Below are 21,094 nucleotides of genomic sequence, written 5' to 3'. Positions count from 1 at the left end.
TGTTCTCTGACGCTCGGTGCTTATCCCAGTTCCAGGCTCGTCACGCCGAATATCCGCTCGGGGCCGAGCTTCGGCGGCCGCCCCTTGTACATTCGCGTGGTGGTGAAGGTCGGTGAGAAGCCAGCCGCACCGAGCGCCGATATGAAGTCCAGCTTCGTTGCCGGAACGTCGATGTTGAGATCGCCCTCGCAGGCACCCGCCAGGCTTTCAAGCAAGTGCAGCGCGGTCTCCACGCCGTCTGCGAACAAGGGTCCGATCTTGAAGCCATCGCGGCACAAGCGCGCCACCGCATAGCCGTTCGTCCCTTGGGACGTGATTGCCGCCAGCGCATGGTGCGGCGGCTGCAGCCACTGCTGCAGGAACGCGCGCCGGGGCGCGGGAAAGCAATGGGCATCATAGGCGATGATGTCGGGAATGAGCTGCGTGGTAACCGTACGCAGCCGTTCGGCGCTGACGGCTGGTACTGCCGGGCGCCCGCTGTAACGGATGGTCTCATAGATCGGACGGAAGCCTTTGCGCCGATAGTTGCTCTGCTGTTCTTCAACCCCGTCGAGCCCTATCGTGCGGCCTGCGAGCCTTTTCATGCCGGCAGTCCAAACCGCCTTGCCGTAGCCTTTGCCACGCATGTCGGGCCGGCAGATGTAAAGGCCGATGAAACCAAATTCGGGACCGTAGGCGACAGCCGAGATTGCCGCGACCATCTCATTGCCGACAAACGCGCCGATGAAGCCTTCCGGATCCGTAGCCTGGAAGGCGGCTGCATCGTCGATGCCAGGGTTCCATCCCTCGGCGGCCGCCCAGTCGATCAGAACACTCAGTTCCTGCAGCGACAGTGTGCGGAGGGTCGGTTTCATGGCTCTCATTCCGCGGCGATCATCCCGGGCGAGAAGGATTTCAGCACGCCGCGATAGGGCTTGGCGAGAGGGCTGGCATAGGCGCCGCGCTTGGAGGTCGACAGGCCCAAGGCAATCAACGCTTCCGCCTGCTTCACCGCCGCACTCACGCCGTCGATGACCGGCACGCTGAATTCCTCCTGCAGACGGTGGGCAAGATCGGCCATGCCGGCGCAACCAAGCACGATAGCCTCGGCGCGGTCCTCCTCGATGGCGCGGGCGATTTCGCCGCGCAGTTTCTCGACCGCGCCGGATGCCGGGTCTTCAAGGGAAAGCACGGGAATATCGGCGGCGCGCACACGCGCGCGCCCGGCCATGCCGTAGCGCTGCACCAGCGCCTCCACGGGCACGCGCGAGCGGTCGGTGGTGGTGACGACGCTGAAGCGCTGGGCGATGAAGGAGGCGAGGCTGAGCGCCGCCTCACAGATGCCGAGGACGGGAATGGCGGCCATGGCGCGCGCGGCATCTAGCCCGGTGTCGTCGAAACAGGCGATGATAGCGGCTTGAGCACCCTGTCGCTCGCCGGCGGCGATCTCCATCAAGAGGCCCGGCACAGCCAGTGCCTCGTCATAATAGCCCTCGATGGAGGCCGGACCCATGGACGAGGTGACGGCGACGATTTCGGTCCAGGCGCCGGCGACGCCGCGCGCTGCCGCCGCGATCGTCTCGGTCATGCTCGCCGTCGTGTTGGGGTTCACCACCAGTATCTGCACGGTCACGCTCTCGCCCGGCGGCGGCCGACATAGAGGATGACGCCCAGCGTCGCCAGGATCACCAGGAAGGAGAACACAGTCGTCACCGTGCCCAGCGCGTAGAGCACCGGCGTGGTGACATTGGTGGTCATGCCGTAGATCTCGAGCGGCAGCGTGTTGAAGCTGCCTGAGGTCATCAGCGTGCGGGCGAATTCGTCATAGGACAGTGTGAAGCCGAACAGGCCGACGCCGATCAGGCTCGGCGCGATCATCGGCAAGACGACATGGGCGAAGGTCTGCCAGGAACTGGCGCCAAGATCGCGGGCGGCTTCCTCGTAAGCCGGCGAAAAACGGTTGAAGACGGCGAACATGATCAGCACGCCGAACGGCAAGGTCCAGGTCAGGTGTGCGCCGAAGGCCGACGTGTACCAGGCAGGGCGAAAACCGACCTGCTGGAAGACGACGCCGATGCCCAGCGAAATGATGATCGAGGGCACGACGAGGCTGGCGACGGCCAGATAGAACAAAGCCGTCGCTCCGCGAAATTTTTGCCGGAAGGCGAGCCCCGCCAGCAGTGACACCACGACGGTGACGACCATCACCATCAGGCCCAGGACCAGCGAGCGCTTGAAGCTGCCGCCGAAATCGCCAACCGCTTGACGCTCGAACAGATTGGCGAACCAGTGCAACGACACGCCGTTGAGCGGGAAGGTGAGGCCGCCGGTCTCGCCCTGGAAGGAGAGGATCAGGATCGCCGAAAGCGGGCCGTACAGGAACAGCACGAACAGCGCGAAGAAGCCGGCCAACACATAGAATTCCAAGGTGCGTTTTTCGTGGCTCACCTCAAAGCTCCCTGCGGATATCGACGATGCGCAGGATGCCGGCGACCATCAACAGCACCAGCACCAGCAGCACCACGGCGTTGGCCGCGGCGGCCGGATATTGCAGCAGCGACATCTGGTTCTTCATCATCAGCGCAACGGATGCGCTCTGGCCGCCCGACATCACCTGCACGGTGGAGAAGTCAGCCATCACCAGCGTGACGACGAAAATGGTGCCGATCGCCATGCCGGGCTTGGCCAGCGGGATGATGACGTTCCACAGCACCTGCCAGCCGGAGGCGCCGGCATCGCGTGCTGCCTCGACCAGCGAGCGGTCGATGCGCATCAGCGTGTTGAAGATCGGCGTCACCATGAACAGCGTGTAGAGATGCACCATGGCGAGCACGACCGCGAATTCGGAATAGAGCAGCCATTCGATGGGCTTGGGTACAAGCCCCAGATGCACCAGCGTCGAGTTGATCAGCCCGTTGCGGCCGAGCACCGGGATCCAAGAGATCATGCGGATGATGTTGGAGGTCAGGAACGGCACGGTGCAGACCAGGAACAGCACCATCTGCATGGCCGTGGTGCGGATGTGGAAGGCGAGGAAATAGGCGACCCAGAAGCCGATGAACAAGGTCAGCGCCCAGACGATGACGGCGAATTTGATGGTGTTGAGATAGGTCTTCCAGGTAACCCAGGAGCCCAGCACATCGGAATAGTTGGTGGTCAGGAAATCCGGATACATGGCGGCGAAGTCGTAGTCCCAGAAGGACACGACGACGATCATGATGATCGGCAAAAGCAGGAACGCGCCAAGGATCAGCGCCAGAGGTGCCGACTGAAGGTAGGGCGTGACGGCACTGAGCGAGAAGCGGCGTCGTCGGGCTGGTTTCGCGGCGGCGATTGCAGGGCGTTCGAGCGCGACTGTCATCAATGCTCTCGGGTTTGATGATGCGGCCTGAGCCGCGTTCCCCTTCTCCGCAACGGGAGAAGGGGTAGAGGAGCGGCGCTTGTTCGCTTACGCCGCGATGAACTCGTTCCAGCGCTTCACCATGTAGCGGTCCTCGTCCATGACCGAGTTCCAGCAGGCGACCTTGCCCATGCGCTCTTCGAAGGAGCCGCCGTCACGCACGGCGCCGGCCTTTTCCATGACGGTGCCGTCGGGCGCCTTGATTTCGCCCTTGGCCGGCTTGCCTTCGATCCAGTAGCCCCACTCATCCTCGGACATGAACTTCTTGGCCGAGACCATGTTGGCCGAGTAGTAGCCCTGGCGGTTGAGGTAGCCGCCGACCCAGCCCGACGTGTACCAGTTGATGTATTCGTAGGCCGCGTCGAGTTCGGCGCCCTTGAGATGGGCTGCCAGGCCAAGACCGCCGCCCCACGAGCGGTAGCCTTCCTTGAGCGGCTGGAAGCGGCAGGCGATGCCCTTTGAGCGCACGGCGGCAACGGCCGGCGACCACATCGACTGGATGACCACTTCGCCCGACGCCATCAGATTGACGCTCTCGTCGAAGGACTTCCAGAAGGCGCGGAACTGGCCGGCCTGCTTGGCCTTGATCAGGAAGTCGATCGTCTTGTCGATCTCGTCCTTGGTCATGTTGCCCTTGTCGGCATATTTGATGTTGCCGGTGGCTTCCATGATCATGGCCGCATCCATGATGCCGATCGAGGGGATGTTGAGGATCGCGGTCTTGCCCTTGAAGGCCGGATCCAAGATGTCGGCCCAGGTGGTGATGTCGCGACCGACGAGGTCGGGGCGGATGCCGAGCGTGTCGGCGTTGTAGATGGTCGGCACCATGGTGAACCAGTTGGTCGGCGCTTTGGCGAAGGTCTTTGAATCCTGCGCCTCGACATAACCAACCGTGTGCGGCGCGGTGCCCTGGGCAATGACGCTGTCGGGCGTCAGCTTGCCGGTTTTGAACAGCGGCACCAGCTCGTCGTAATATTTCAGCTTGCTGACATCCATCGGCTGCAGCACGCCGCTCGGGAACACTTTCTTGCAGATCCAGTATTCGATGTCGGCGATGTCATAGCTGTCGGGCTGGGTCACGGCGCGCTGGGCAGCGGCGTCGGAATCGGTCGCCGTCATCTCCAGCGTGATGCCAAGGTCGGCCTTGCACTTGTCGGCGATGGCGTTGAGGTTTGATACGCCGGTGCCGAACTGGCGCAGCGTGATGTTGGACTGAGCCCAGATGGTCGGGAAGCCTGTGATGACTCCCGAGCCGGCGGCAAAGCCGACGGCGGCGGCACCTGTCTTGAGCAGCGAGCGGCGCGAAATGCCAGTCTTCGTTTCGGTGGTTTTTGTCATGCCTATTCCCCTGTCTTGTTTTGCTTCGTTGAAGTCATGAATGAAGGCGGCCGAGGACGATCGCATCCTCGGCATCCCAGGCGAGCGGTACAGCGTCGCCAAGGGCGACGGGTCTGGCAAAGAAGTCGGAATCGTCGATGATGACGGTGAAGTCGTCGATGCCGGCGCCGGTAACCGACAGCTTCACCGTGGCGCCGCGATATTCGATGTTGGAGACGATGCCGGTGAAGCCGAGGCCGGGCGAGGGCGCCTGGCCGATGCGCACATGGTCGGTGCGGATGGCAATGTCGATCGGCGTGCCCGGCTCCTGGCCTTGCCCGCAGGCGGCGAGCGCGCCACCGCCATTGACGTCGAAGACGACCATGCCGTCCTGGCTGGCGGTGACCCGGCCGGAAATGACATTGTGGTCGCCCATGAAGCGCGCGACAAAGGCCGTGGCCGGCCGTTCGAACACGTCGCGCGGCGGTGCTGCCTGTTCGATGCGGCCGTCATTCATCACCACGATCAGGTCCGCCAAGGCCATGGCCTCCTCCTGGCTGTGGGTGACGTGGACGAAGGTGATGCCGAGCGAGGTCTGCAGCTTCTTCAACTCGGCACGCATGCGTATCTTTAGGAACGGGTCGAGCGCTGACAGCGGTTCGTCGAGCAGCAGCGCCTCGGGATCGGTAATGAGCGCGCGGGCCAGCGCCACGCGCTGTTGCTGGCCGCCGGAAAGCTGCGCGGGCCGGCGCGTCGCATAGGCTTCCATCTGCATCAGCTTCAGCATGTCGAGCGCCTTGGCGCGGCGCTGTTCCTTGTCGACCCCCTTCATCTTCAGGCTGAAGGCGACATTGTCGATGAGGTCGAGATGCGGGAACAGAGCGTAGGACTGGAACATCATTGCCGTGCCGCGCTTGGCCGGCGGCAGGTCGGTGACGACGGTGTTGCCGAGCCGGACATCACCCGACGAAATGCTTTCGTGGCCGGCGATCATGCGTAGCGTCGAGGTCTTGCCGCAGCCGGAAGGGCCTAGCAGACAGCAATAGGTGCCCGCCGGTATCTTCAGGCTGATGTCCTCGACGGCGGTCGTCGTTCCATAGACTTTCGAAACGGACACGATGTCGATCTCGGCGGCTTTGGACATTCAGGCTTCCCCGTTTGGTCGTGTTAACCAATGCATCATGCGTGCCAAATGGGATGTGTCGGGCCAACCAATTGAATTGTCTGAAAAATCAGGGTTCTGGCCTTTTGCTCATGCAGCGAGCTGTCTTGTGCATTGCACAAATTATGGGCGATTGTTGGCGATATGCACAAGAATCGTATGCAATCTTTTTTGGCTTCGTGTCCACTTTGCCTCTCGTGCGGAGAGGACGAGTCGCGCTAGAAGAGGCCGGGAACAACATCGCCATGAACATTGCCGATCATATCTATTCCGCAACCGACAGCGCCAACCAGGATCGCGCCCAGGCGATCCGTGACAATCTGCGCGACGCCATCGTCGACCGCAGGCTGGCGCCGGGCACCAAGCTTTCGGAAGGCGAGGTCGGCACGCTGTTCGACGTGTCGCGCACCGTGGCGCGCGCGGCGTTGCAGATGCTGTCCTTCGAGGGCCTTGTGCGCACCGAGCGAAACCGTGGCGCCTTTGTCGCCAACCCGTCGCCCGAGGAAGCGCGCCAGGTGTTTGCCTCGCGCCGGCTGATCGAGCCGGGCATCGCCATTGCCGCTTGCGGGCGCGTCAGAGCAGCCGATATTGCAGCGTTTCGCGCTCAACTCGACGAGGAAGGTCGCTTTATAGCCGAGCGCGGCCCCAATGCGCGCCGCTCCGAGATCAAGGCGTCGGGTGATTTCCACCTGCTGCTCGCATCAGTCGCGGGCAACTCCATTCTGCAGCGCTTTATGGAAGAACTGGTTGCACGGTCGTCACTGGTCATCGCCCTTTACGGACGGTCTGGCGTTTCAGCCTGCGGGCATAGCGAGCACACGGAAATCGTCGGCGCGCTGGAGAGCAGCGATTGCGAGCGGGCGAGCCGGCTGATGCTGCACCACATCGACCATATCGAGGCCGATCTCGATCTTCGTGTCAGGGCCGGCCCGGCACTCAGGGAAGCTCTCAACTTCTGACTAGTTTTCGTCGTCCGTGGCAGCGGGCGCAGCCTGCCCAACTGCCTTGCGGCGCAACATCTTGGTCAGCTTCCAGATCGTTGGGCTGTTCTTGACGAAGGCTTTCAGCCGCGCACCCTGACGAAGCGTCAGCGCCAGCGCGCGGCCCTTCAGCGTCAGCGGCACCAGCATCTCGAAATGCCGGGTTTCGATATCGCACCACTGCCGCTTGTAGGATTCGTCGCCGACAGAGAAATCATAGACCGAAAAACCGGTCTCGCAGGCTTCCTGGATGTTGTCGAAGAACAGGAAATCGCCGGGACTGGTGTGGCCCAGATCATCCTCGGCGATCGCTCCGAACTCGCAGATCAGGCGTTTCCCGGAGCGGCTCGACCCGGTGATGGCGCGCAGCTTGCCGGCGACCTCCAGCCCATGCAGCATGAAAGAGGGCTTGTCCTCGGCCAGGGCTTGCGTGAACAGCGCCCGGAAGAAGGCGCGGGTCTGTTCGTCGCCGAAGACGTTGGCGATGCCCATCTTGCGAAAACGCAGTTCCTTCATCTCGAAGAACGCGTCGAGCAGCCTGTCCACCTCTTCGGAGGTGCGCGCCTCGACGCGCCGGTGGTTGCCGACCGCCTCGAACTTGCGCGTCTGCGAACGATGTTTCTTGCGTTTGCGCTTGCCGCTGGCGCGCAACAGCAGCGCATCGAAGCCACCGGCAAGGTCGACGGCCAGCGAAAGATTGGGGCTGGCGAAGTGATCGAGCGATGCGAGCGGATTGGCGATGCCGTCGAGATCGGGCAGCAATCGTTCCAGGGCGATGAGGTCGATGTCGGGGCGCGCCTTGGCGATGGCCGCAAACATCGAGCGGACGGCCGTGACGTCAGCCCTGGCCAGCCACTGCGGGTCGGCTGCGGCGAAATTGCCATTGGCGTGGCGGTCGCCCATGAAACGGGCGACCCGGAGCGGGCCGCGGCTGACGACCTCGAGAGCCAGCGCGAAGACCGGCTTTCCTTCGAGCGTGAGCGTCGCCACCACCACATCCGGCTTGATCTGCGCGGCCCAGTTCAGGATCCATATCGCGCCCTGTGCAGGCGCAAAGAGCGCCGAGCTGCAGAACCCCGCATAGGCGGCGAGCCCTTCGGCTGCGGCAACGGAAACCGACAGCCCCACGGCATCCCCGGGCAGGGCGCGTGGCGAAGCCTCGGTCGCCATGAGCCGATTGCCGTCAAATGACGCCATTGCGTCAACCATACCTCAATCCTTAAGGCGTATTGATCCCGATTTGGGGGAGCGCTCAGGCGTGTTCCGTGCTTGGATCAGCCTAGGCGCAAAAGGTGAATGAATGATCGACGGCGGGGAGGCAATCCGGAAACTGGCGCTCAATTTCGCCCGCTATACCGGCCTCGCACCACTGGCCAGGCCGTTTGTCGGCGGCATCGGCGCCATCCTGATGCTGCACCGCGTGACTGCGACACCCGAAAAGCCTGACAGCGTCAACCGGCACCTCAACATTGCGCCCGGTTTCCTCGACGCGGTGATCGCCGACATGAAGGCCGACGGCTATGCCTTCGTGTCGATGGACGAAGCCGTGGAGCACATCAAGGCAGGCGGCAAGGGCGGCCGGTTCGCCACCATCACCGCCGACGATGCCTATCGCGACAACATGACCGAGGCGTTGCCGGTGCTGGAAAAACACGGCGCTCCGATCACCATCTATGTCGCGCCCGGGCTGATCGACGGCACCGCTGACCTGTGGTGGGACGTGGCCGAGGACATCGTCAATGCATGCAACCGCCTGACCTTGCCGACCTCCAACGGTCCGACAGTGATCGATTGCGCGACCCCGGCCAGGAAGCACCAGGCCATAGCCCGGCTGCACGCCTACCTCGCCACCGCGGTTCGCGAGGAAGATCTGCGGAGCGTGCTGCGCGATCTTGCCAAATCAAATGGCGTCGACGCAGACGCCCCACGACTGCGCACACTGATGAACTGGGATGAGCTTCGTGCTGTGGCCGCGCATCCGTTGGTGGCGATCGGCGCCCATACGATCAACCACAGCAATCTGAAGCGGCTTTCCGAAGCCGATGCGCGCCACGAGATCGGCGCCGTGAAAGACGTGTTGCGGACCGCGCTCGGCGGGGAGCCTCGCCATTTTGCCTATCCCTATGGCTATGCCAGCGCCGTCGGCTGCCGCGAAGTGGGCTTTGTCCGTGACGCCGGCTATGTCTCGGCCGTGACGACCCGCCATGGTCTGCTGCACGCTGAACATGCCGGCTTCCTGCATGCCTTGCCGCGCATTTCGGTCAATGGTCGCTACCAGAACCTGGCCCATATCCGCACCATGCTGTCGGGCGTGACGACGCCGCTTGCCAATGCCGGCAAGATGGTCGTCACCATCTGACGAACTGGCGGCAGGGCGGGTATCGACGATCGACCGACCAACATTCGCAAGTCAGCATTTGTGGAAATACCGGTAGGTGTCTGGGGCGCTCATCCATTTGAGATCTGCCGTCAACCCGCCATGCGCGTTGATCCAGCCGCGGATGTCGGATGCGTAAGCGTTCCACAACACGCCGGTCATGTCGGTGCGGTGCGCAAGGTGGAACCCGAAGCTCGCCGCCGGCATCACGCATATGCGGCTGCGGGGAATATAGCCAAGCAGCACCGTGCAGGCGGACTGGCATTTGCCGACAATGCGTACATTGACGCCGCGTGCCGCCAATGCTTTCCAGCGCTGGCTGTAGGCGGCAACGCTGCCGCCATGATCGTCCGATACGTTGATGGTTTCAGCTGCCGCAACCGACGCGGCGAGCGATGCGAGCAGCAAGATCAGCCCCGCGAACATCCCTTTCAGCATGCCGGCCTCCCCAGGTGAGCGCCGTCAACATAGTCCTTTGCTGGCTGGCTGGTGAATCACGATCGCGTTTTTGACGCGGGGCCGGTGCGAACCGACCCAAGCCGTTTCAGCGCTTTACCCTCGGCTCCAGCATCAGCCACTTGATGATGCCCATTGCCGGCAGCACCCAGAGCAGGCCGCTGAACAGGAAGAACAGGAATTGCACCAACGGACCGGACTCCGACAGCCTGGCGACCACGAAGATCGATGCGACTAGCGCATAGATGATGACCAGCGCCACCAGCAGGAACATTCCGATCAGCTTTTTCAGGCGAATGGGCATGGCTTGGCCTCGTTGATCGCTACCGCTTAGGCCGAACGCAGGACACACGCAACCCGCGACATCAGGCGCGACGGCGTGCCGCGTCGGATGGTCTTGCCAGCACCGGTGCGATGGTTCACCTATCCGCGACCTCAACCTGCCGGGACAAGATCATGGCCGCCATCTCAGCCGCCGCGCCATACGTCGCCCGCGCCCGCGACCTCCACAACCGCGCACTCGTGCGCGGCTGGCTTTACGCCGTGCTCCTGGTGCTGTTTGCGCTGGTGCTGGTCGGCGGCGCAACGCGGCTTACCGAGTCAGGTCTTTCCATCACCGAATGGCAGCCGATCCATGGCGTCATCCCGCCGCTCAACGACGCCGAGTGGCAAGAGGAATTCCAGCGCTATCAGCAGATCCCGCAATACACCGAGCTCCACAAGGGCATGAGTGTCGAGGCATTCAAGTCGATCTTCTGGTGGGAGTGGGCGCACCGTATCCTGGCGCGCAGTGTCGGCCTGGTCTTTGCCTTGCCGCTGCTGGTCCTCTGGGCGACGCGCCGCATCGAGCGCGGCCTGGGGCCAAAGCTGGTCGGGATTCTGCTTCTTGGCGGCCTGCAGGGCGCCATCGGCTGGTGGATGGTGGCTTCCGGCCTGGTCGACCGTGTGTCGGTGAGCCAGTACCGGCTGGCGACGCACCTGACGCTGGCGGCATTGATCTTCACCGCCACCATGGTCGTGGCGCGTGGGCTGGCGCCGCATTCCGAGCCTGCAGCCGATCGTTCGACGCAGCGGCTGGCCGGCTTCATCGTGCTTCTGGCGCTGGTCCAGATCTATCTCGGTGGCCTGGTCGCCGGCCTCGACGCCGGCTTGAGCTACAACACCTGGCCCCTGATGGACGGCAAGATCATCCCCGGCGATCTGCTGATCCTCGAGCCGGCGTGGCGCAACTTCTTCGAGAGCCCGAAGACGGTGCAGTTTATCCATCGGCTCGGCGCTTACACGGTCTTCACCGTCGCGCTCTGGCACATGGTTGCGACGCGGATGCGCCTGCCGGGCTCAACCCATGCCCGTCGCGCTACGCTGCTGTTTGGGCTGGTGCTGGTGCAGGCCTCGATCGGCATCGGCACGCTGCTGATGCATGTGCCGCTGCATATGGCGCTGACCCATCAGGGTTTTGCGCTGATCGTGCTGGGCCTTGCCACCGCGCACTGGCGCGGCACCAAGGGGGCTTACCCCTTGCCGCAGGAGATCGCGCTCAGGAGTTGATTCCGAGCGATCGGCCCGTCACATCCAGAATTCGTTGGACTGGGTGGTTTTCTGGCCGTCGAATTCCGCCTGGCGCACAGCCGCCGCGGATGGCGTTGACTGGCTCTGGGCTGCCTTGGCCGCCTTGTCGGCGTCGGTGGCCCTGAGCGCGTCGAGCTTGGCCTGGGCCGTGGCGATATCCTGCTGAATCTGGGCCGCTTGAACCTGATCCTTGATCGCCTTGGCCTGGTCTTGCAGGTCCTGGATCTGCTTTTCGAGCGCGGCCTCTTGGGCTGCACTGCTCGACGAACTGGAGGAGGAATACTGGGCTGCGGAGGAGGAGCCCGAGATCGCGCTGACCATGACGAATCCTTGGAGTGGAGCCAAGAAACCTCAGTAGTCCAACATGGTAAATAAGTGTTTACCAATAGCCTTGCTTGATCAGAAGCTGGCCCGCACCGTTCGGATCGCCATGGCGATCGACAATTCGCGGTTCTCCTCGACCGCGTTGTCGTCCTCTTGGTGCCAGGCCGCGGACAGGCAGCCATAGGCGATGGCATGGTCCAGTATCGCTGCCGGCGACTGCCCAAGCGTCCTGCCAAAGATTTCGGCCATATGCGCGATCCGCAGGGGATCGAGGCAGAGTTCGTCACGATCGAGCGGATTGTAGAACATGTTGGCGGCGTCGAAGCCGGGATCGCCGAGCACGCCTTTCGGATCGATCACCAGCCAGCCGCGCGGCTCATGCAGGATGTTGTCATGGTGGAGGTCGCCATGCGGCGCCCTGATGTCGCGCGGATCGTCCAGCAGCCGATCGGCGATGGCTGCGGCCTCGACATAGAGGCTGGCATGGCCGGCATCGCGATCGGTCGCGGCTTTCCTGAACAGGCTGACGTATCGCTCCCTCAGCGGCTGAAGCTCCGGCGGGAAGGGGTCTTTCCCGGGTGAAAACAGTCGCGCCATCACCTCCGCCGCGATCGTGGTCGCGGCGTTGTCGCCCTGTTCGTCGAGAACCCGCGAAAGCAGGGTGTCGCCGGCATATTCGAGCAGCATGGAGTGGCCGTCGCGGCCAAGCAGGCGCACCGCGTCTTCGCCGCGCCGCCGAGCCAGGAAATGCTCGCCGCGCAACTCGTCGGCGACATCGTCGAACGGCTTGAGCGCCTTGACGACGGCCGGCGAGCCATCCTCGCGAACAACCTTCCAGATGCGGCTCGAAAAGGTCTCGGCAATGAGTTCGGGCGCGCTGACCTTCCAGCGCGCCGAGAAGGCTGGTGCGTCCATCAAAGCCCGAGCATCAGGTCCATGTTCTGGACGGCCGCACCCGAGGCACCCTTGCCGAGATTGTCGTAGACCGCCAGCAGCAGCGCCTGCGCGCGCTTGTCGTTGGCGAAGACATAGAGCTTCATGCGGTTGGTGCCGTTGTAGATCTCGGGATCGATGTCCGGCATGCGCTCGAGATGCGCATAGGGCGCCACTTCGACCACGCCGCCCTTGATCGCGGCAAAATGGTCGGCAATGGCCGCATGAAGCTCCGCACCCGTCGGCACGTGGTCGAGGCCGCCGAGCTGCAGCGGCACCACGGTGATCATGCCTTGCGCGAAATTGCCGACCGCCGGCTGCATGATCGGGTCGTGCGACAGTTTCGCATAGGCCCGCAGTTCTGGCACGTGTTTGTGCTGCAGGGTCAGGCCATAGGGCAGGAACTCCGAGGCGTCCTCGCCCTTGGCGACATAATCCTCGATCATTGGGCGTCCGCCGCCCGAATAGCCCGAAATGCCGTTGACGGCGATCGGGAAATCGGCCGGCAGCAGGCCTGATGTGACCAGTGGCCGCAGCGTTGCGATCGGTCCCTGCGGCCAGCAGCCGGGGTTGGCGACGCGCTTGGCCACGGCGATTGCCTTCGGCTGATCCTTGTCCATCTCGGCGAAGCCATAGGCCCAGCCTTCGGCGACACGATGCGCGGTCGATGCATCGATGACCTTGGTGGTGTCGTTGGCGATCAGCGAGACACTCTCCTTCGCAGCATCATCCGGCAGGCACAGGATCGCGACATCGGCGGCATTGAGGAATTCGGCGCGCGCCGCGGTTTCCTTGCGGCGCTCGGTCGGAATCGAAATGATCTCCAGGTCGCCACGCTCGGCAAGCAGCGCCCGGATCTGGAGACCGGTGGTGCCGTGCTCGCCATCGATGAAGATTTTCGGTTTCATGGACTGATCAAATTCCCTGATATTTCAAGACTATATGCCGTGACCGTGATTCACCGCGGCACCGTTGTGATGGCCGTTGTTCATCTCTTCCTGACGTGCCTTTCGCTCCGCCAGCAAGCCTAGATACTGCATGGCGACCATTGAGCCGGCAATCGCGGTTATATCGGCGTGATCATAGGCCGGCGCAACCTCCACGACATCGGCGCCGACAATATCGACCTGATTGAGCTGGCGCAGCGTCGACAGGATCTTCGCCGAGGACGGCCCGCCGGCCACCGGCGTGCCGGTTCCAGGCGCATAGGCCGGGTCGAGGCAGTCGATATCGAATGTGAGGTACGTCTTCTTGCCGCCGGTGCGATCGACGATGGCGTAGGCGATGTCGGACGCACGCATTTCCTCGATTTCGTGACCGTAGAGGATCTTGATGCCGAACGTGTCAGGCGCGTGCGTCCGGATGCCGATCTGGATCGAACGCTCGGGATCGATGATGCCTTCGTTCACGGCGCGGCCGACGAAGGAGCCGTGGTCGATGCGTTTGCCATCGTCAGGCCAGGTATCCTGATGCGCGTCGAACTGCACTAAGGCGAGCGGCCCGTGGATGGCGGCATGAGCCTTGAGCAGCGGCCAGGTGACGAAATGGTCGCCGCCCAGCGTCAGCAGGAAGGCGCCTGACTTCAGGATCTTCGCCGCTTCGCGCTCGATCGTGCCGGGCGTCTTCTGGTGGTTGCCCGAGTCGAGCAGACAGTCGCCATAGTCGACCACCGCGAGGTGTTCGAACAGATCGCGCGAGAACGGGTACTGCGGGTCATTGTCGAGGATCGCAGAGGCGCGGCGTATAGCCTGCGGCCCGAAGCGAGCGCCGGGCCGGTTGGTGACGGCGGCGTCGAAGGGAATGCCCCAGACCACGGCGTCCGCGCCCTTCACGTCCTTGGTGTATTTGCGCCGCATGAACGACAGCGCGCCGGAATAGGTCGGCTCAAGGGCGCCGCCGGTTTTGGAGCGGGCGGTGAAGGCATGGTCGATGTTCTTGGTCGCCATTACTGGTCCTCGGTTTCATCGGGGTGCAACAACTACAGAACCGGCACGGAAGATGCCAGTCACAGCTTGGCGAGACGAAATCGCGCCGTCCGGGTGCCACGGCAAGACAGGATTTGTATCATCATGACGCAGACCGCGTTTCTTAATCCGTCCCATGCCGTGGTGTCGACCCACACCGGCACGATCGCGGGCGAACGCTTCCAGGTTCTCGATTCGTGGCGCGGCATCTGCGCGCTGCTGGTCGCGCTGTTTCATTTCCCGACCGCTTCCGCGATCTCGCAAAGCAGCTTCATCGGTTCGTCCTATCTGTTCGTTGACTTCTTCTTCGTCCTTTCCGGCTTCGTCATCGCCAGCAGCTACGGCAATCGGCTGAGCCAGCCGGAAGAGGTCGCCCGCTTCGCGCTGGTGCGTTTCGGTCGTATCTACCCGCTGCATCTCTTGATGCTTGCAGCCTTTGCAGGATTCGAACTGCTGCGGCTGGTGCTGCCGCAACTGCACGGCACCGGCGCCGCCCCCTTCACCGGCGGTTTCGATCTCAAGAGCCTGCTTGCCAATCTGCTCCTGCTGCAAGGTGTCGGCTTCGAGGATCACCTGACCTGGAATGCGCCAAGCTGGAGCATTTCGGCGGAGTTTTTCGCCTATCTTCTGTTCGCGGGCGTGGTCTTCATTGCCGGCGCGCGGGCTTGGGTATGGTTCGTCGCCGCCGCCGTCACTGCGCCGCTGTTCCTGCTCGGCTTCTCCACGCATCATATGGACGTCTCCTACGATTTCGGCTTCATCCGCTGCCTCTATGGCTTCTCGCTCGGTGCCCTGCTTGCGTGGTTTCAACATGATTCCATTGCAGGGGCGCGACAGCTCCTTGCCAGGAGCGGCCCACGGCTGAGCTGGACGCTTGCCGAAATCGTCATGGTGGCGGTCATCGTGCTTTTTGTCTCGCTGGCGGGCAGCAATGATTTCGGCATCGCAGCACCCTTGGTGTTCGCGCTGGCGCTGTTTCTCTTTGCTCATGAAGGCGGCTGGATCAGCGCCTTGTTGAGGACGCCGTTCATGCTGACACTCGGCGCGCTGTCTTATTCGATCTACATGGTCCACATCTTCGTCCAGGCGCGCCTGATCAACGTTGCCGGGCTCGTCGAGCGCAAGCTCGGCCTTGGCTTGATCGGCGACTTCGTGCTGCGCGGCCAGCCCGCGACCGGCTTCGGCGCCGGCTGGACCGGGACCGTGGCGATCATCCTGATGCTCGTTGCCACCATCGCCGCCTCGTGGATCACCTGGCGCCTGGTCGAAATGCCTGCAACGGCTTGGTTCCGCCGGCTCTCGAAACGCATCTGACGAACGCTTCTGCGACCGACCACTAGCCGGCTTCGTTCATGTGGCCGTCACGGGGGTCGCCTATTCCGGCCCAATCCGGAACGGAGCGATTCTTGATGCGGACCCCTTGGCTGAGCCTCCTGCTTTGCACGGCACTCGCGGCCGTCTCCGGTCAGGCCATCGCCGGTGAAACCCGCGCCAGGCAGATTCTCGATCGCTTCGAGCATGCCAACCAGTGGCGCGACCATGTCATGGTGGCCGCGCATCGCGCTGGCAGCATGCAGGCCGGCAAGACGCTTTATGCGGAAAATTCGCTTGCCGCCGTCGAAGGCTCGATCGCCATGGGCGCCGAGATCGTCTAGGTCGATATCAGGCGCTCGAAAGACGGCGAGTTCGTTGTCATGCATGACAGCTGGCTCGACCGTACCACGACCTGCAAGGGCGAGGTGGTGAAGTACACGCTGGCCGAACTGAGGACCTGCCGGCTGGTGATCGAGGGCACCCACGCCGTCACCAATGAGAGGGTCTCGACGCTGCGCGAAATGCTGCTGGCGACCCGGGACAGGATCCTCATCAACCTCGACAACAAGCTCGAAGTCGGCGACCTCCCGGGCATGATCGCGGTGGCCCGTGATCTCGGCATGGCCGACCAGGTCATCGTCAAGGAAAACCTCTGGAACCAGGCCAGGATCACCACGGTCAAGGCCGCCATGGCTGTGATCGGCGGCGGTGTCCAGTTCATGCCAATCCTCGCCGATGACGCGGTTCATGATGTAGGTTTCGCCGAGACGGTCGACCACGCCTTTGCGCCATGCGCGATCGAGCTGATCAACTGGCGGGCGGGCGCCGAGACGCTGACCGAAACCGGCGGACCGCTGTTCAGCACACGCATGCGCGCGGCGGCGGTGCGCGGCAACTGGCACATCTGGGCCGACACCTACGCCATCGTCAACAAGCCGGGCGGCTTCCTGGCGGGCGGCCGTGGCGACGAACTGGCGGTGCAGGCCAGCTTGCCGCGCGAAGCCTGGGGTTTCTGGGTCGATCGTGGCGCCACCATCATCCAGACCGATGAACCCAAAGCGGCAATCGACTGGCTGGCGGCGAATGGTTCTCGCGTGCCTTATGCCGGGACCGGCGAACGCCTCGAGCCTGCGGCGACCGCCAGCATCAATTGATTTGCTGCCACTCGAGGTTTCGGCACATTGTCGCGGGGCAGTGTCTCCTGACGGAACGGTGTCAGGGTGAACCCGTTACCCATGGGCATGTCCAACACCTTGGTTTTCAAGCGCCCCGCCAACATCGCCTATGCCGCCACCGTCGCCGCGACCAGTCTCGGTTTCGTGGTGGTGCAGCTCGACGTCTCCATCGTCAATGTAGCGCTGAACAGGATCGGCGCCGCACTCTCGATGGGCATAGGCGGCCTGCAATGGGTGGTCGATGCCTACACGCTTGCCTTCGCCTCGCTGCTGCTTGCCGGCGGTGCGCTCGGTGACAGGATCGGTGCCCGCCGTGTACTCGTCGGCGGCATGGCGCTGTTCAGCGTCGCTTCGCTGGTCTGCGGCTTGGCTTGGAGTGCCTGGGTGCTGATCGCGGCGCGCGCCGTGCAAGGCGCGGGCGCAGCCTTGCTGATGCCGTGTTCGCTGGCGCTGCTCAACCGCGCCTATGCGTCGGACAAGCCGCGCCGGGCACGCGCCGTCGGCCTGTGGACGGCGGCGGGCGGCATCGCGCTGTCGGCCGGGCCGGCGCTTGGCGGTTTCATGGTCGCGTCGCTCGGCTGGGCCAGCATTTTTCTGGTCAACCTGCCCATCGGCGTTCTCGCCATCTGGATGGCCTACCGGTTTCTGGAGGAGACGCCGCCCAAGGCCGAGAAACCGCCGATCGACTGGACCGGGCAGGGGCTTGTCGTGCTGACACTGTTTTCGCTGACCGGCGCCTTCATCGAAACCGGCTCGTCGGGCTGGACTTCATTGCCGGTCGTTGGCGGATTGATCCTGGCGGTGGTGGCTGGAAGCCTGTTCATGCTGGTCGAGAGCCGGAGCAAGGCGCCGATGTTTCCGCTAAAGCTGTTTGCCAGCCGCATCCCTGCGGTGACGAGCCTCGTCGGGCTGGCGGTCAACCTGACGCTCTATGGCACGATCTTCATGCTCAGCCTCTACTTCCAGAAGGAAAGGCATTTTTCGCCCGAGATGACCGGGCTTGCCTTCCTGCCGTTCATGGCGGCGGTCACCGTGTCGAATGTCGCGGCCGGACGAATCGCGGCGACCTATGGCTCACGCTTGCCGATGGCGATCGGCCTGCTCCTCGGTGCGGTCGGTTTCGGCCTGATGGCGCTGATCCAGGCCGATACATCCTACCTGTCGCTGCTGTGGCGGTTGCTCTTCCTGCCGATCGGCATAGGTCTCGCCGTACCCGCCATGACCACGGCGCTGTTGTCGTCCGTGCCGACGGCGATGTCGGGAACAGCTTCGGGCGTGCTCAATACAGTGCGCCAGTCGGGCGGGGCGATCGGCGTCGCATTGTTCGGCTCGGCCTTGGCGCTGGGCACGATCCACGGCATGCAGATTGCTTTCCTCGCCTCCGCGCTCGCGGTGGCGTTCGCGGCGCTCTGCGCCTTCCTGTTCATCCGCGACGCCGACCATACCGCCGGATAGGAAGCCGAATGCAAAAAGGCCGCCCGGAGGCGGCCTTTTCGATTTCTGAAGTTTCGTGGCTTAGCGCTTCGAGAACTGGAAGCTGCGGCGGGCCTTCGCCTTGCCGTACTTCTTGCGCTCGACGACGCGGCTGTCGCGGGTCAGGAAGCCGCCCTTCTTGAGCACGGCGCGCAGCGCCGGCTCGTAGTAGGTCAGCGCCTTGGATATGCCGTGGCGAACGGCACCGGCCTGGCCGGAGAGGCCGCCGCCGACGACAGTGGCGACGATGTCGTACTGACCCGAACGGTTGGAGGCGATGATCGGCTGGTTGAGGATCATCTGCAGGACGGGGCGCGCGAAATAGGTCGCGAATTCCTTGTCATTGACGACGATCTTGCCGGAACCCGGCTTCACCCAGACGCGCGCAATGGCGTTCTTGCGCTTGCCGGTGGCATAGGCGCGGCCCGACTTGTCGAGTTTCTGGACGTGGACGGGGGCTGCCGGCTGGGTATTCGTGTTGCCGGTGGCGGCGCCCAGTTCTGCGAGCGAGGAAAGCTCAGCCATCTTATGCGACCTTCTTGTTCTTGGAATTCAGCTTGGCCACGTCGAGGACTTCTGGCTGCTGGGCGACATGCGGATGCTCTGCGCCTGCATAGACGCGCAGGTTCTTCATCTGGCGACGGCCGAGCGGGCCACGCGGGACCATGCGCTCAACGGCCTTCTCGACGACACGCTCGGGGAAACGGCCCTCGAGCAGCTGGCGCGCGGTGCGCTCCTTGATGCCGCCGGGGTGGCCGGTGTGCCAATAATAGACCTTGTCGGTGAACTTCTTGCCGGTGAACACCACCTTGTCGGCATTGATGACGATGACATTGTCGCCGTCGTCGACATGCGGGGTGAAGGTCGGCTTGTGCTTGCCGCGAAGATGATTGGCGATGACAGTGGCCAGACGACCGACGACGAGACCTTCGGCGTCGATCAGGATCCACTTCTTCACCACATCCGCAGGCTTCTGCGAAAAGGTTGTCATGTTTTCTGCTCTCGGTTTGGACCTTCCCCAATCCACAAACGATAAGGAAGGCGTTTCTTGTTGCTTGGATTGGCGATAGACGCTTGCCCGTCGCCAATAACAAAACGGCGGCCTTTGCGGGCCGCTGCTTCGTGAGGGCTTATAGGCGAGGGTCGGGACCGCGTCAAGGCGACGGAAAAGTCTTGTAGTACGTAAAATATAGTAAAAACAATGGGTTAGTTAAAAGGTATTATTTTACCACATCGCTGCGCTTCGGCGGGATCGAATAAGTCCCCGTGGCGTGCGCGATCGTCTGCCCCTCTGGGCCGGCAACGATGTCGATGTCGAACACCATCAGGCTCTTTCCGAGCTTCAGGATGCGGCAGTGGCCATCGATCGGCCCGGCCTCGGCCTTGCGGACGAAATTGATATCGAGGTTGACGGTAACCGAAAGCGCGTCCGGCCCGGCATGGCTGAGCACGCAGACATAACCGCCGATATCGGCCAGCGTGAACAGGGCAGGGCCAGACACCGTCCCGCCGGGTCGCAGATGCCGCTCGTTGGCGTTGAGCCGCACGGTGCAGCCGCCGGGAAAGACGTCGATCGCCTCATAGGCAGCGGAACTCTCGTTGAGCTGCGGAAAGACGGTCTCCATCAGCGTATTGATTTGCGCGGCGGTCAGCACCGGCTTGAGATTGGTCTGGGCGGGCATTTCGGTCTCTCGTTCTAATGCCCGGCTTGTATGAGCGCAGAGGCCCGTTTCTGGCAACACCTTCACCTCTCTGGCGCAAGCGATGGGTGTTGGATGAAACCCGATCCGATATTAGATACTCTTCCAGCCCGAGCGGAATCGCGGAGACCTTAGCCATGGCCGAAATCCTTGCCATCAAGCCTGCCGCTGTCGAAGGTCCGGTCACGACAAGGCTGGACAAGGGTGTGCTGCGCCTGACGCTCGCCAATCCCCCCGCCAACGCCCTGTCGCTTGGGGTCATGGCGGCGCTGACGGCGGAACTCGAGCGCGCCAAGACCAACAAGGCTGTTCGGGTCATCGTGCTGTCGGCGGCTGGAAAAGTGTTCTGTGCCGGCCATGATTTGAAGGAAATGACGGCACGCCGCGCCGATGCTGATCGCGGCAAGGCCCTCTTCGAACAGACGTTTGCCGCTTGCGCCACTCTGATGCAGGCGATCGTGCACCATCCCTTGCCTGTCATCGCCGAGGTCGACGGCCTGGCGACCGCCGCCGGCCTGCAACTGGTCGCCAGCTGCGACCTGGCGATCGCCTCGCATGAGGCAACCTTCTGCACGCCCGGCGTCAACATCGGCCTGTTCTGCTCGACGCCGATGGTGGCGCTGTCTCGCAACGTCTCGCGCAAGCAGGCAATGGAGATGCTGTTGACCGGCGAGACGATCGACGCGGCAACGGCCAAGGACTTCGGCCTGGTCAACCGCGTCGTGCCGCGCGAATACCTGAATCAGATCGTCACCAAATACGCGCAAACCATTGCTTCCAAATCATCTTTGGTGGTCAAGACCGGCAAGGAAGCCTTTTACGCGCAGGCCGAAATGGGGCTGGCGGATGCCTATGCCTATACCGGCCGCGTCATGGTCGAGAACATGCTGGCGCGTGACGCGGAAGAAGGCATCGGCGCCTTCATCGGCAAGCGCAAGCCGGAATGGACGGACGAATAGGCTTTTCGACCC

The 21,094-nt window shown here is 63.2% G+C and carries 22 protein-coding genes and 1 pseudogene; 7 read left to right on the top strand and 16 right to left on the bottom strand.

Going from position 1 to position 21,094, the window contains the following annotated elements:
• Positions 1-20: 20 nt before the first annotated feature.
• The 6 genes from A3A9_RS0101865 to A3A9_RS0101840 all read right to left on the bottom strand — a co-directional run bounded on the left by A3A9_RS0101865 (position 21) and on the right by A3A9_RS0101840 (position 5,840).
• Entirely contained in the window at positions 21-854 is an 834-nt protein-coding gene (locus A3A9_RS0101865) for a GNAT family N-acetyltransferase (RefSeq protein WP_027057269.1), read from the bottom strand.
• Positions 855-859: 5 nt separating this feature from the next.
• Positions 860-1,606 carry an aspartate/glutamate racemase family protein gene (locus A3A9_RS0101860; protein ID WP_033838310.1) on the bottom strand — a complete coding sequence of 249 codons (747 nt, stop codon included), beginning with the start codon at positions 1,604-1,606 and terminating at the stop codon, positions 860-862.
• Positions 1,607-1,608: 2 nt separating this feature from the next.
• The gene (locus A3A9_RS0101855; RefSeq protein WP_027057267.1) at positions 1,609-2,427 is read right to left on the bottom strand and encodes an ABC transporter permease; all 819 of its coding nucleotides are present in this window, start codon (positions 2,425-2,427) and stop codon (positions 1,609-1,611) included.
• Between the two features lies 1 nt (position 2,428).
• Positions 2,429-3,340, bottom strand: coding sequence for an ABC transporter permease (locus A3A9_RS0101850; RefSeq protein ID WP_027057266.1), 912 nt, complete (start codon positions 3,338-3,340; stop codon positions 2,429-2,431).
• Between the two features lie 87 nt (positions 3,341-3,427).
• Positions 3,428-4,717: an ABC transporter substrate-binding protein gene (locus A3A9_RS0101845; protein ID WP_027057265.1), complete on the bottom strand. Its 1,290-nt coding sequence runs from the start codon at positions 4,715-4,717 to the stop codon at positions 3,428-3,430.
• A gap of 34 nt (positions 4,718-4,751) precedes the next feature.
• Positions 4,752-5,840, bottom strand: coding sequence for an ABC transporter ATP-binding protein (locus A3A9_RS0101840; protein ID WP_027057264.1), 1,089 nt, complete (start codon positions 5,838-5,840; stop codon positions 4,752-4,754).
• Positions 5,841-6,103: 263 nt separating this feature from the next.
• Between A3A9_RS0101840 and A3A9_RS0101835 the strand changes: the two genes are divergently transcribed.
• Positions 6,104-6,817, top strand: coding sequence for a GntR family transcriptional regulator (locus tag A3A9_RS0101835; RefSeq protein ID WP_027057263.1), 714 nt, complete (start codon positions 6,104-6,106; stop codon positions 6,815-6,817).
• Here A3A9_RS0101835 and A3A9_RS0101830 read toward each other — a convergent pair whose 3' ends face one another.
• On the bottom strand, positions 6,818-8,047 hold the full coding sequence (locus A3A9_RS0101830) for a GNAT family N-acetyltransferase (RefSeq protein WP_027057262.1): 1,230 nt from the start codon (positions 8,045-8,047) through the stop codon (positions 6,818-6,820).
• 91 nt (positions 8,048-8,138) lie between these two features.
• Here A3A9_RS0101830 and A3A9_RS0101825 point away from each other — a divergent pair, with 91 nt between their 5' ends.
• A complete protein-coding gene (locus A3A9_RS0101825; protein WP_027057261.1) occupies positions 8,139-9,197 on the top strand; it encodes a polysaccharide deacetylase family protein in 1,059 nt (352 codons plus the stop codon).
• 51 nt (positions 9,198-9,248) lie between these two features.
• Here A3A9_RS0101825 and A3A9_RS0101820 read toward each other — a convergent pair whose 3' ends face one another.
• The gene (locus A3A9_RS0101820; RefSeq protein WP_027057260.1) at positions 9,249-9,653 is read right to left on the bottom strand and encodes a hypothetical protein; all 405 of its coding nucleotides are present in this window, start codon (positions 9,651-9,653) and stop codon (positions 9,249-9,251) included.
• A gap of 106 nt (positions 9,654-9,759) precedes the next feature.
• Positions 9,760-9,975 carry a DUF2842 domain-containing protein gene (locus A3A9_RS0101815; RefSeq protein ID WP_027057259.1) on the bottom strand — a complete coding sequence of 72 codons (216 nt, stop codon included), beginning with the start codon at positions 9,973-9,975 and terminating at the stop codon, positions 9,760-9,762.
• A gap of 152 nt (positions 9,976-10,127) precedes the next feature.
• Between A3A9_RS0101815 and A3A9_RS0101810 the strand changes: the two genes are divergently transcribed.
• Positions 10,128-11,219: a COX15/CtaA family protein gene (locus tag A3A9_RS0101810; protein WP_027057258.1), complete on the top strand. Its 1,092-nt coding sequence runs from the start codon at positions 10,128-10,130 to the stop codon at positions 11,217-11,219.
• Positions 11,220-11,237: 18 nt separating this feature from the next.
• Here the strand turns inward: A3A9_RS0101810 and A3A9_RS38065 are convergent, their stop codons facing one another.
• The 4 genes from A3A9_RS38065 to speB form a co-directional block, all read right to left on the bottom strand.
• Positions 11,238-11,561: a hypothetical protein gene (locus A3A9_RS38065; RefSeq protein WP_033838258.1), complete on the bottom strand. Its 324-nt coding sequence runs from the start codon at positions 11,559-11,561 to the stop codon at positions 11,238-11,240.
• 78 nt (positions 11,562-11,639) lie between these two features.
• Positions 11,640-12,479: an aminoglycoside phosphotransferase family protein gene (locus A3A9_RS0101800; protein ID WP_027057257.1), complete on the bottom strand. Its 840-nt coding sequence runs from the start codon at positions 12,477-12,479 to the stop codon at positions 11,640-11,642.
• Complete coding sequence (gene argC, locus A3A9_RS0101795; RefSeq protein WP_027057256.1) at positions 12,479-13,405, bottom strand: N-acetyl-gamma-glutamyl-phosphate reductase; 927 nt, start codon at positions 13,403-13,405, stop codon at positions 12,479-12,481. The genes A3A9_RS0101800 and argC overlap by 1 nt, the downstream gene beginning before the upstream one ends.
• A gap of 30 nt (positions 13,406-13,435) precedes the next feature.
• The gene (speB, locus tag A3A9_RS0101790; protein WP_027028574.1) at positions 13,436-14,443 is read right to left on the bottom strand and encodes an agmatinase; all 1,008 of its coding nucleotides are present in this window, start codon (positions 14,441-14,443) and stop codon (positions 13,436-13,438) included.
• Between the two features lie 123 nt (positions 14,444-14,566).
• Between speB and A3A9_RS0101785 the strand changes: the two genes are divergently transcribed.
• The 3 genes and pseudogenes from A3A9_RS0101785 (at position 14,567) to A3A9_RS0101775 (ending at position 18,405) form a co-directional block, all read left to right on the top strand.
• Positions 14,567-15,775, top strand: coding sequence for an acyltransferase family protein (locus tag A3A9_RS0101785; RefSeq protein ID WP_027057255.1), 1,209 nt, complete (start codon positions 14,567-14,569; stop codon positions 15,773-15,775).
• Positions 15,776-15,870: 95 nt separating this feature from the next.
• Positions 15,871-16,929, top strand: a pseudogene (locus tag A3A9_RS41040) (glycerophosphodiester phosphodiesterase family protein).
• Between the two features lie 66 nt (positions 16,930-16,995).
• Positions 16,996-18,405 carry an MFS transporter gene (locus A3A9_RS0101775; protein WP_245278957.1) on the top strand — a complete coding sequence of 470 codons (1,410 nt, stop codon included), beginning with the start codon at positions 16,996-16,998 and terminating at the stop codon, positions 18,403-18,405.
• Between the two features lie 60 nt (positions 18,406-18,465).
• Here the strand turns inward: A3A9_RS0101775 and rpsI are convergent, their stop codons facing one another.
• The 3 genes from rpsI to A3A9_RS0101760 all read right to left on the bottom strand — a co-directional run bounded on the left by rpsI (position 18,466) and on the right by A3A9_RS0101760 (position 20,105).
• Positions 18,466-18,948 (bottom strand): 30S ribosomal protein S9, encoded by a 483-nt coding sequence (gene rpsI / locus A3A9_RS0101770; RefSeq protein ID WP_027028580.1) that lies wholly within the window; start codon positions 18,946-18,948, stop codon positions 18,466-18,468.
• 1 nt (position 18,949) lies between these two features.
• Positions 18,950-19,414, bottom strand: coding sequence for a 50S ribosomal protein L13 (rplM, locus tag A3A9_RS0101765; protein WP_010915638.1), 465 nt, complete (start codon positions 19,412-19,414; stop codon positions 18,950-18,952).
• 229 nt (positions 19,415-19,643) lie between these two features.
• A complete protein-coding gene (locus A3A9_RS0101760; protein ID WP_027057253.1) occupies positions 19,644-20,105 on the bottom strand; it encodes a PaaI family thioesterase in 462 nt (153 codons plus the stop codon).
• Between the two features lie 155 nt (positions 20,106-20,260).
• Here A3A9_RS0101760 and A3A9_RS0101755 point away from each other — a divergent pair, with 155 nt between their 5' ends.
• The gene (locus A3A9_RS0101755) at positions 20,261-21,082 is read left to right on the top strand and encodes an enoyl-CoA hydratase (protein WP_027057252.1); all 822 of its coding nucleotides are present in this window, start codon (positions 20,261-20,263) and stop codon (positions 21,080-21,082) included.
• The last annotated feature ends 12 nt before the right edge of the window (positions 21,083-21,094 follow it).

Source organism: Mesorhizobium loti CJ3sym (genome assembly GCF_000472785.1).
Classification (GTDB): domain Bacteria; phylum Pseudomonadota; class Alphaproteobacteria; order Rhizobiales; family Rhizobiaceae; genus Mesorhizobium; species Mesorhizobium loti_E.
This window is presented reverse-complemented; position numbering and strand designations above follow the sequence as displayed.

What these genes read in the sequence shown, in the direction of transcription:
- A3A9_RS0101865 (WP_027057269.1), bottom strand. Translation starts at nt 854, where the DNA reads ATGAAACCGACCCTCCGCACACTGTCGCTGCAGGAACTGAGTGTTCTG.
- A3A9_RS0101850 (WP_027057266.1), bottom strand. Translation starts at nt 3,340, where the DNA reads ATGACAGTCGCGCTCGAACGCCCTGCAATCGCCGCCGCGAAACCAGCC.
- A3A9_RS0101845 (WP_027057265.1), bottom strand. Translation starts at nt 4,717, where the DNA reads ATGACAAAAACCACCGAAACGAAGACTGGCATTTCGCGCCGCTCGCTG.
- A3A9_RS0101840 (WP_027057264.1), bottom strand. Translation starts at nt 5,840, where the DNA reads ATGTCCAAAGCCGCCGAGATCGACATCGTGTCCGTTTCGAAAGTCTAT.
- A3A9_RS0101835 (WP_027057263.1), top strand. Translation starts at nt 6,104, where the DNA reads ATGAACATTGCCGATCATATCTATTCCGCAACCGACAGCGCCAACCAG.
- A3A9_RS0101830 (WP_027057262.1), bottom strand. Translation starts at nt 8,047, where the DNA reads ATGGTTGACGCAATGGCGTCATTTGACGGCAATCGGCTCATGGCGACC.
- A3A9_RS0101825 (WP_027057261.1), top strand. Translation starts at nt 8,139, where the DNA reads ATGATCGACGGCGGGGAGGCAATCCGGAAACTGGCGCTCAATTTCGCC.
- A3A9_RS0101820 (WP_027057260.1), bottom strand. Translation starts at nt 9,653, where the DNA reads ATGCTGAAAGGGATGTTCGCGGGGCTGATCTTGCTGCTCGCATCGCTC.
- A3A9_RS0101815 (WP_027057259.1), bottom strand. Translation starts at nt 9,975, where the DNA reads ATGCCCATTCGCCTGAAAAAGCTGATCGGAATGTTCCTGCTGGTGGCG.
- A3A9_RS0101810 (WP_027057258.1), top strand. Translation starts at nt 10,128, where the DNA reads ATGGCCGCCATCTCAGCCGCCGCGCCATACGTCGCCCGCGCCCGCGAC.
- A3A9_RS38065 (WP_033838258.1), bottom strand. Translation starts at nt 11,561, where the DNA reads ATGGTCAGCGCGATCTCGGGCTCCTCCTCCGCAGCCCAGTATTCCTCC.
- A3A9_RS0101800 (WP_027057257.1), bottom strand. Translation starts at nt 12,479, where the DNA reads ATGGACGCACCAGCCTTCTCGGCGCGCTGGAAGGTCAGCGCGCCCGAA.
- argC (WP_027057256.1), bottom strand. Translation starts at nt 13,405, where the DNA reads ATGAAACCGAAAATCTTCATCGATGGCGAGCACGGCACCACCGGTCTC.
- speB (WP_027028574.1), bottom strand. Translation starts at nt 14,443, where the DNA reads ATGGCGACCAAGAACATCGACCATGCCTTCACCGCCCGCTCCAAAACC.
- A3A9_RS0101785 (WP_027057255.1), top strand. Translation starts at nt 14,567, where the DNA reads ATGACGCAGACCGCGTTTCTTAATCCGTCCCATGCCGTGGTGTCGACC.
- rpsI (WP_027028580.1), bottom strand. Translation starts at nt 18,948, where the DNA reads ATGGCTGAGCTTTCCTCGCTCGCAGAACTGGGCGCCGCCACCGGCAAC.
- rplM (WP_010915638.1), bottom strand. Translation starts at nt 19,414, where the DNA reads ATGACAACCTTTTCGCAGAAGCCTGCGGATGTGGTGAAGAAGTGGATC.
- A3A9_RS0101760 (WP_027057253.1), bottom strand. Translation starts at nt 20,105, where the DNA reads ATGCCCGCCCAGACCAATCTCAAGCCGGTGCTGACCGCCGCGCAAATC.
- A3A9_RS0101755 (WP_027057252.1), top strand. Translation starts at nt 20,261, where the DNA reads ATGGCCGAAATCCTTGCCATCAAGCCTGCCGCTGTCGAAGGTCCGGTC.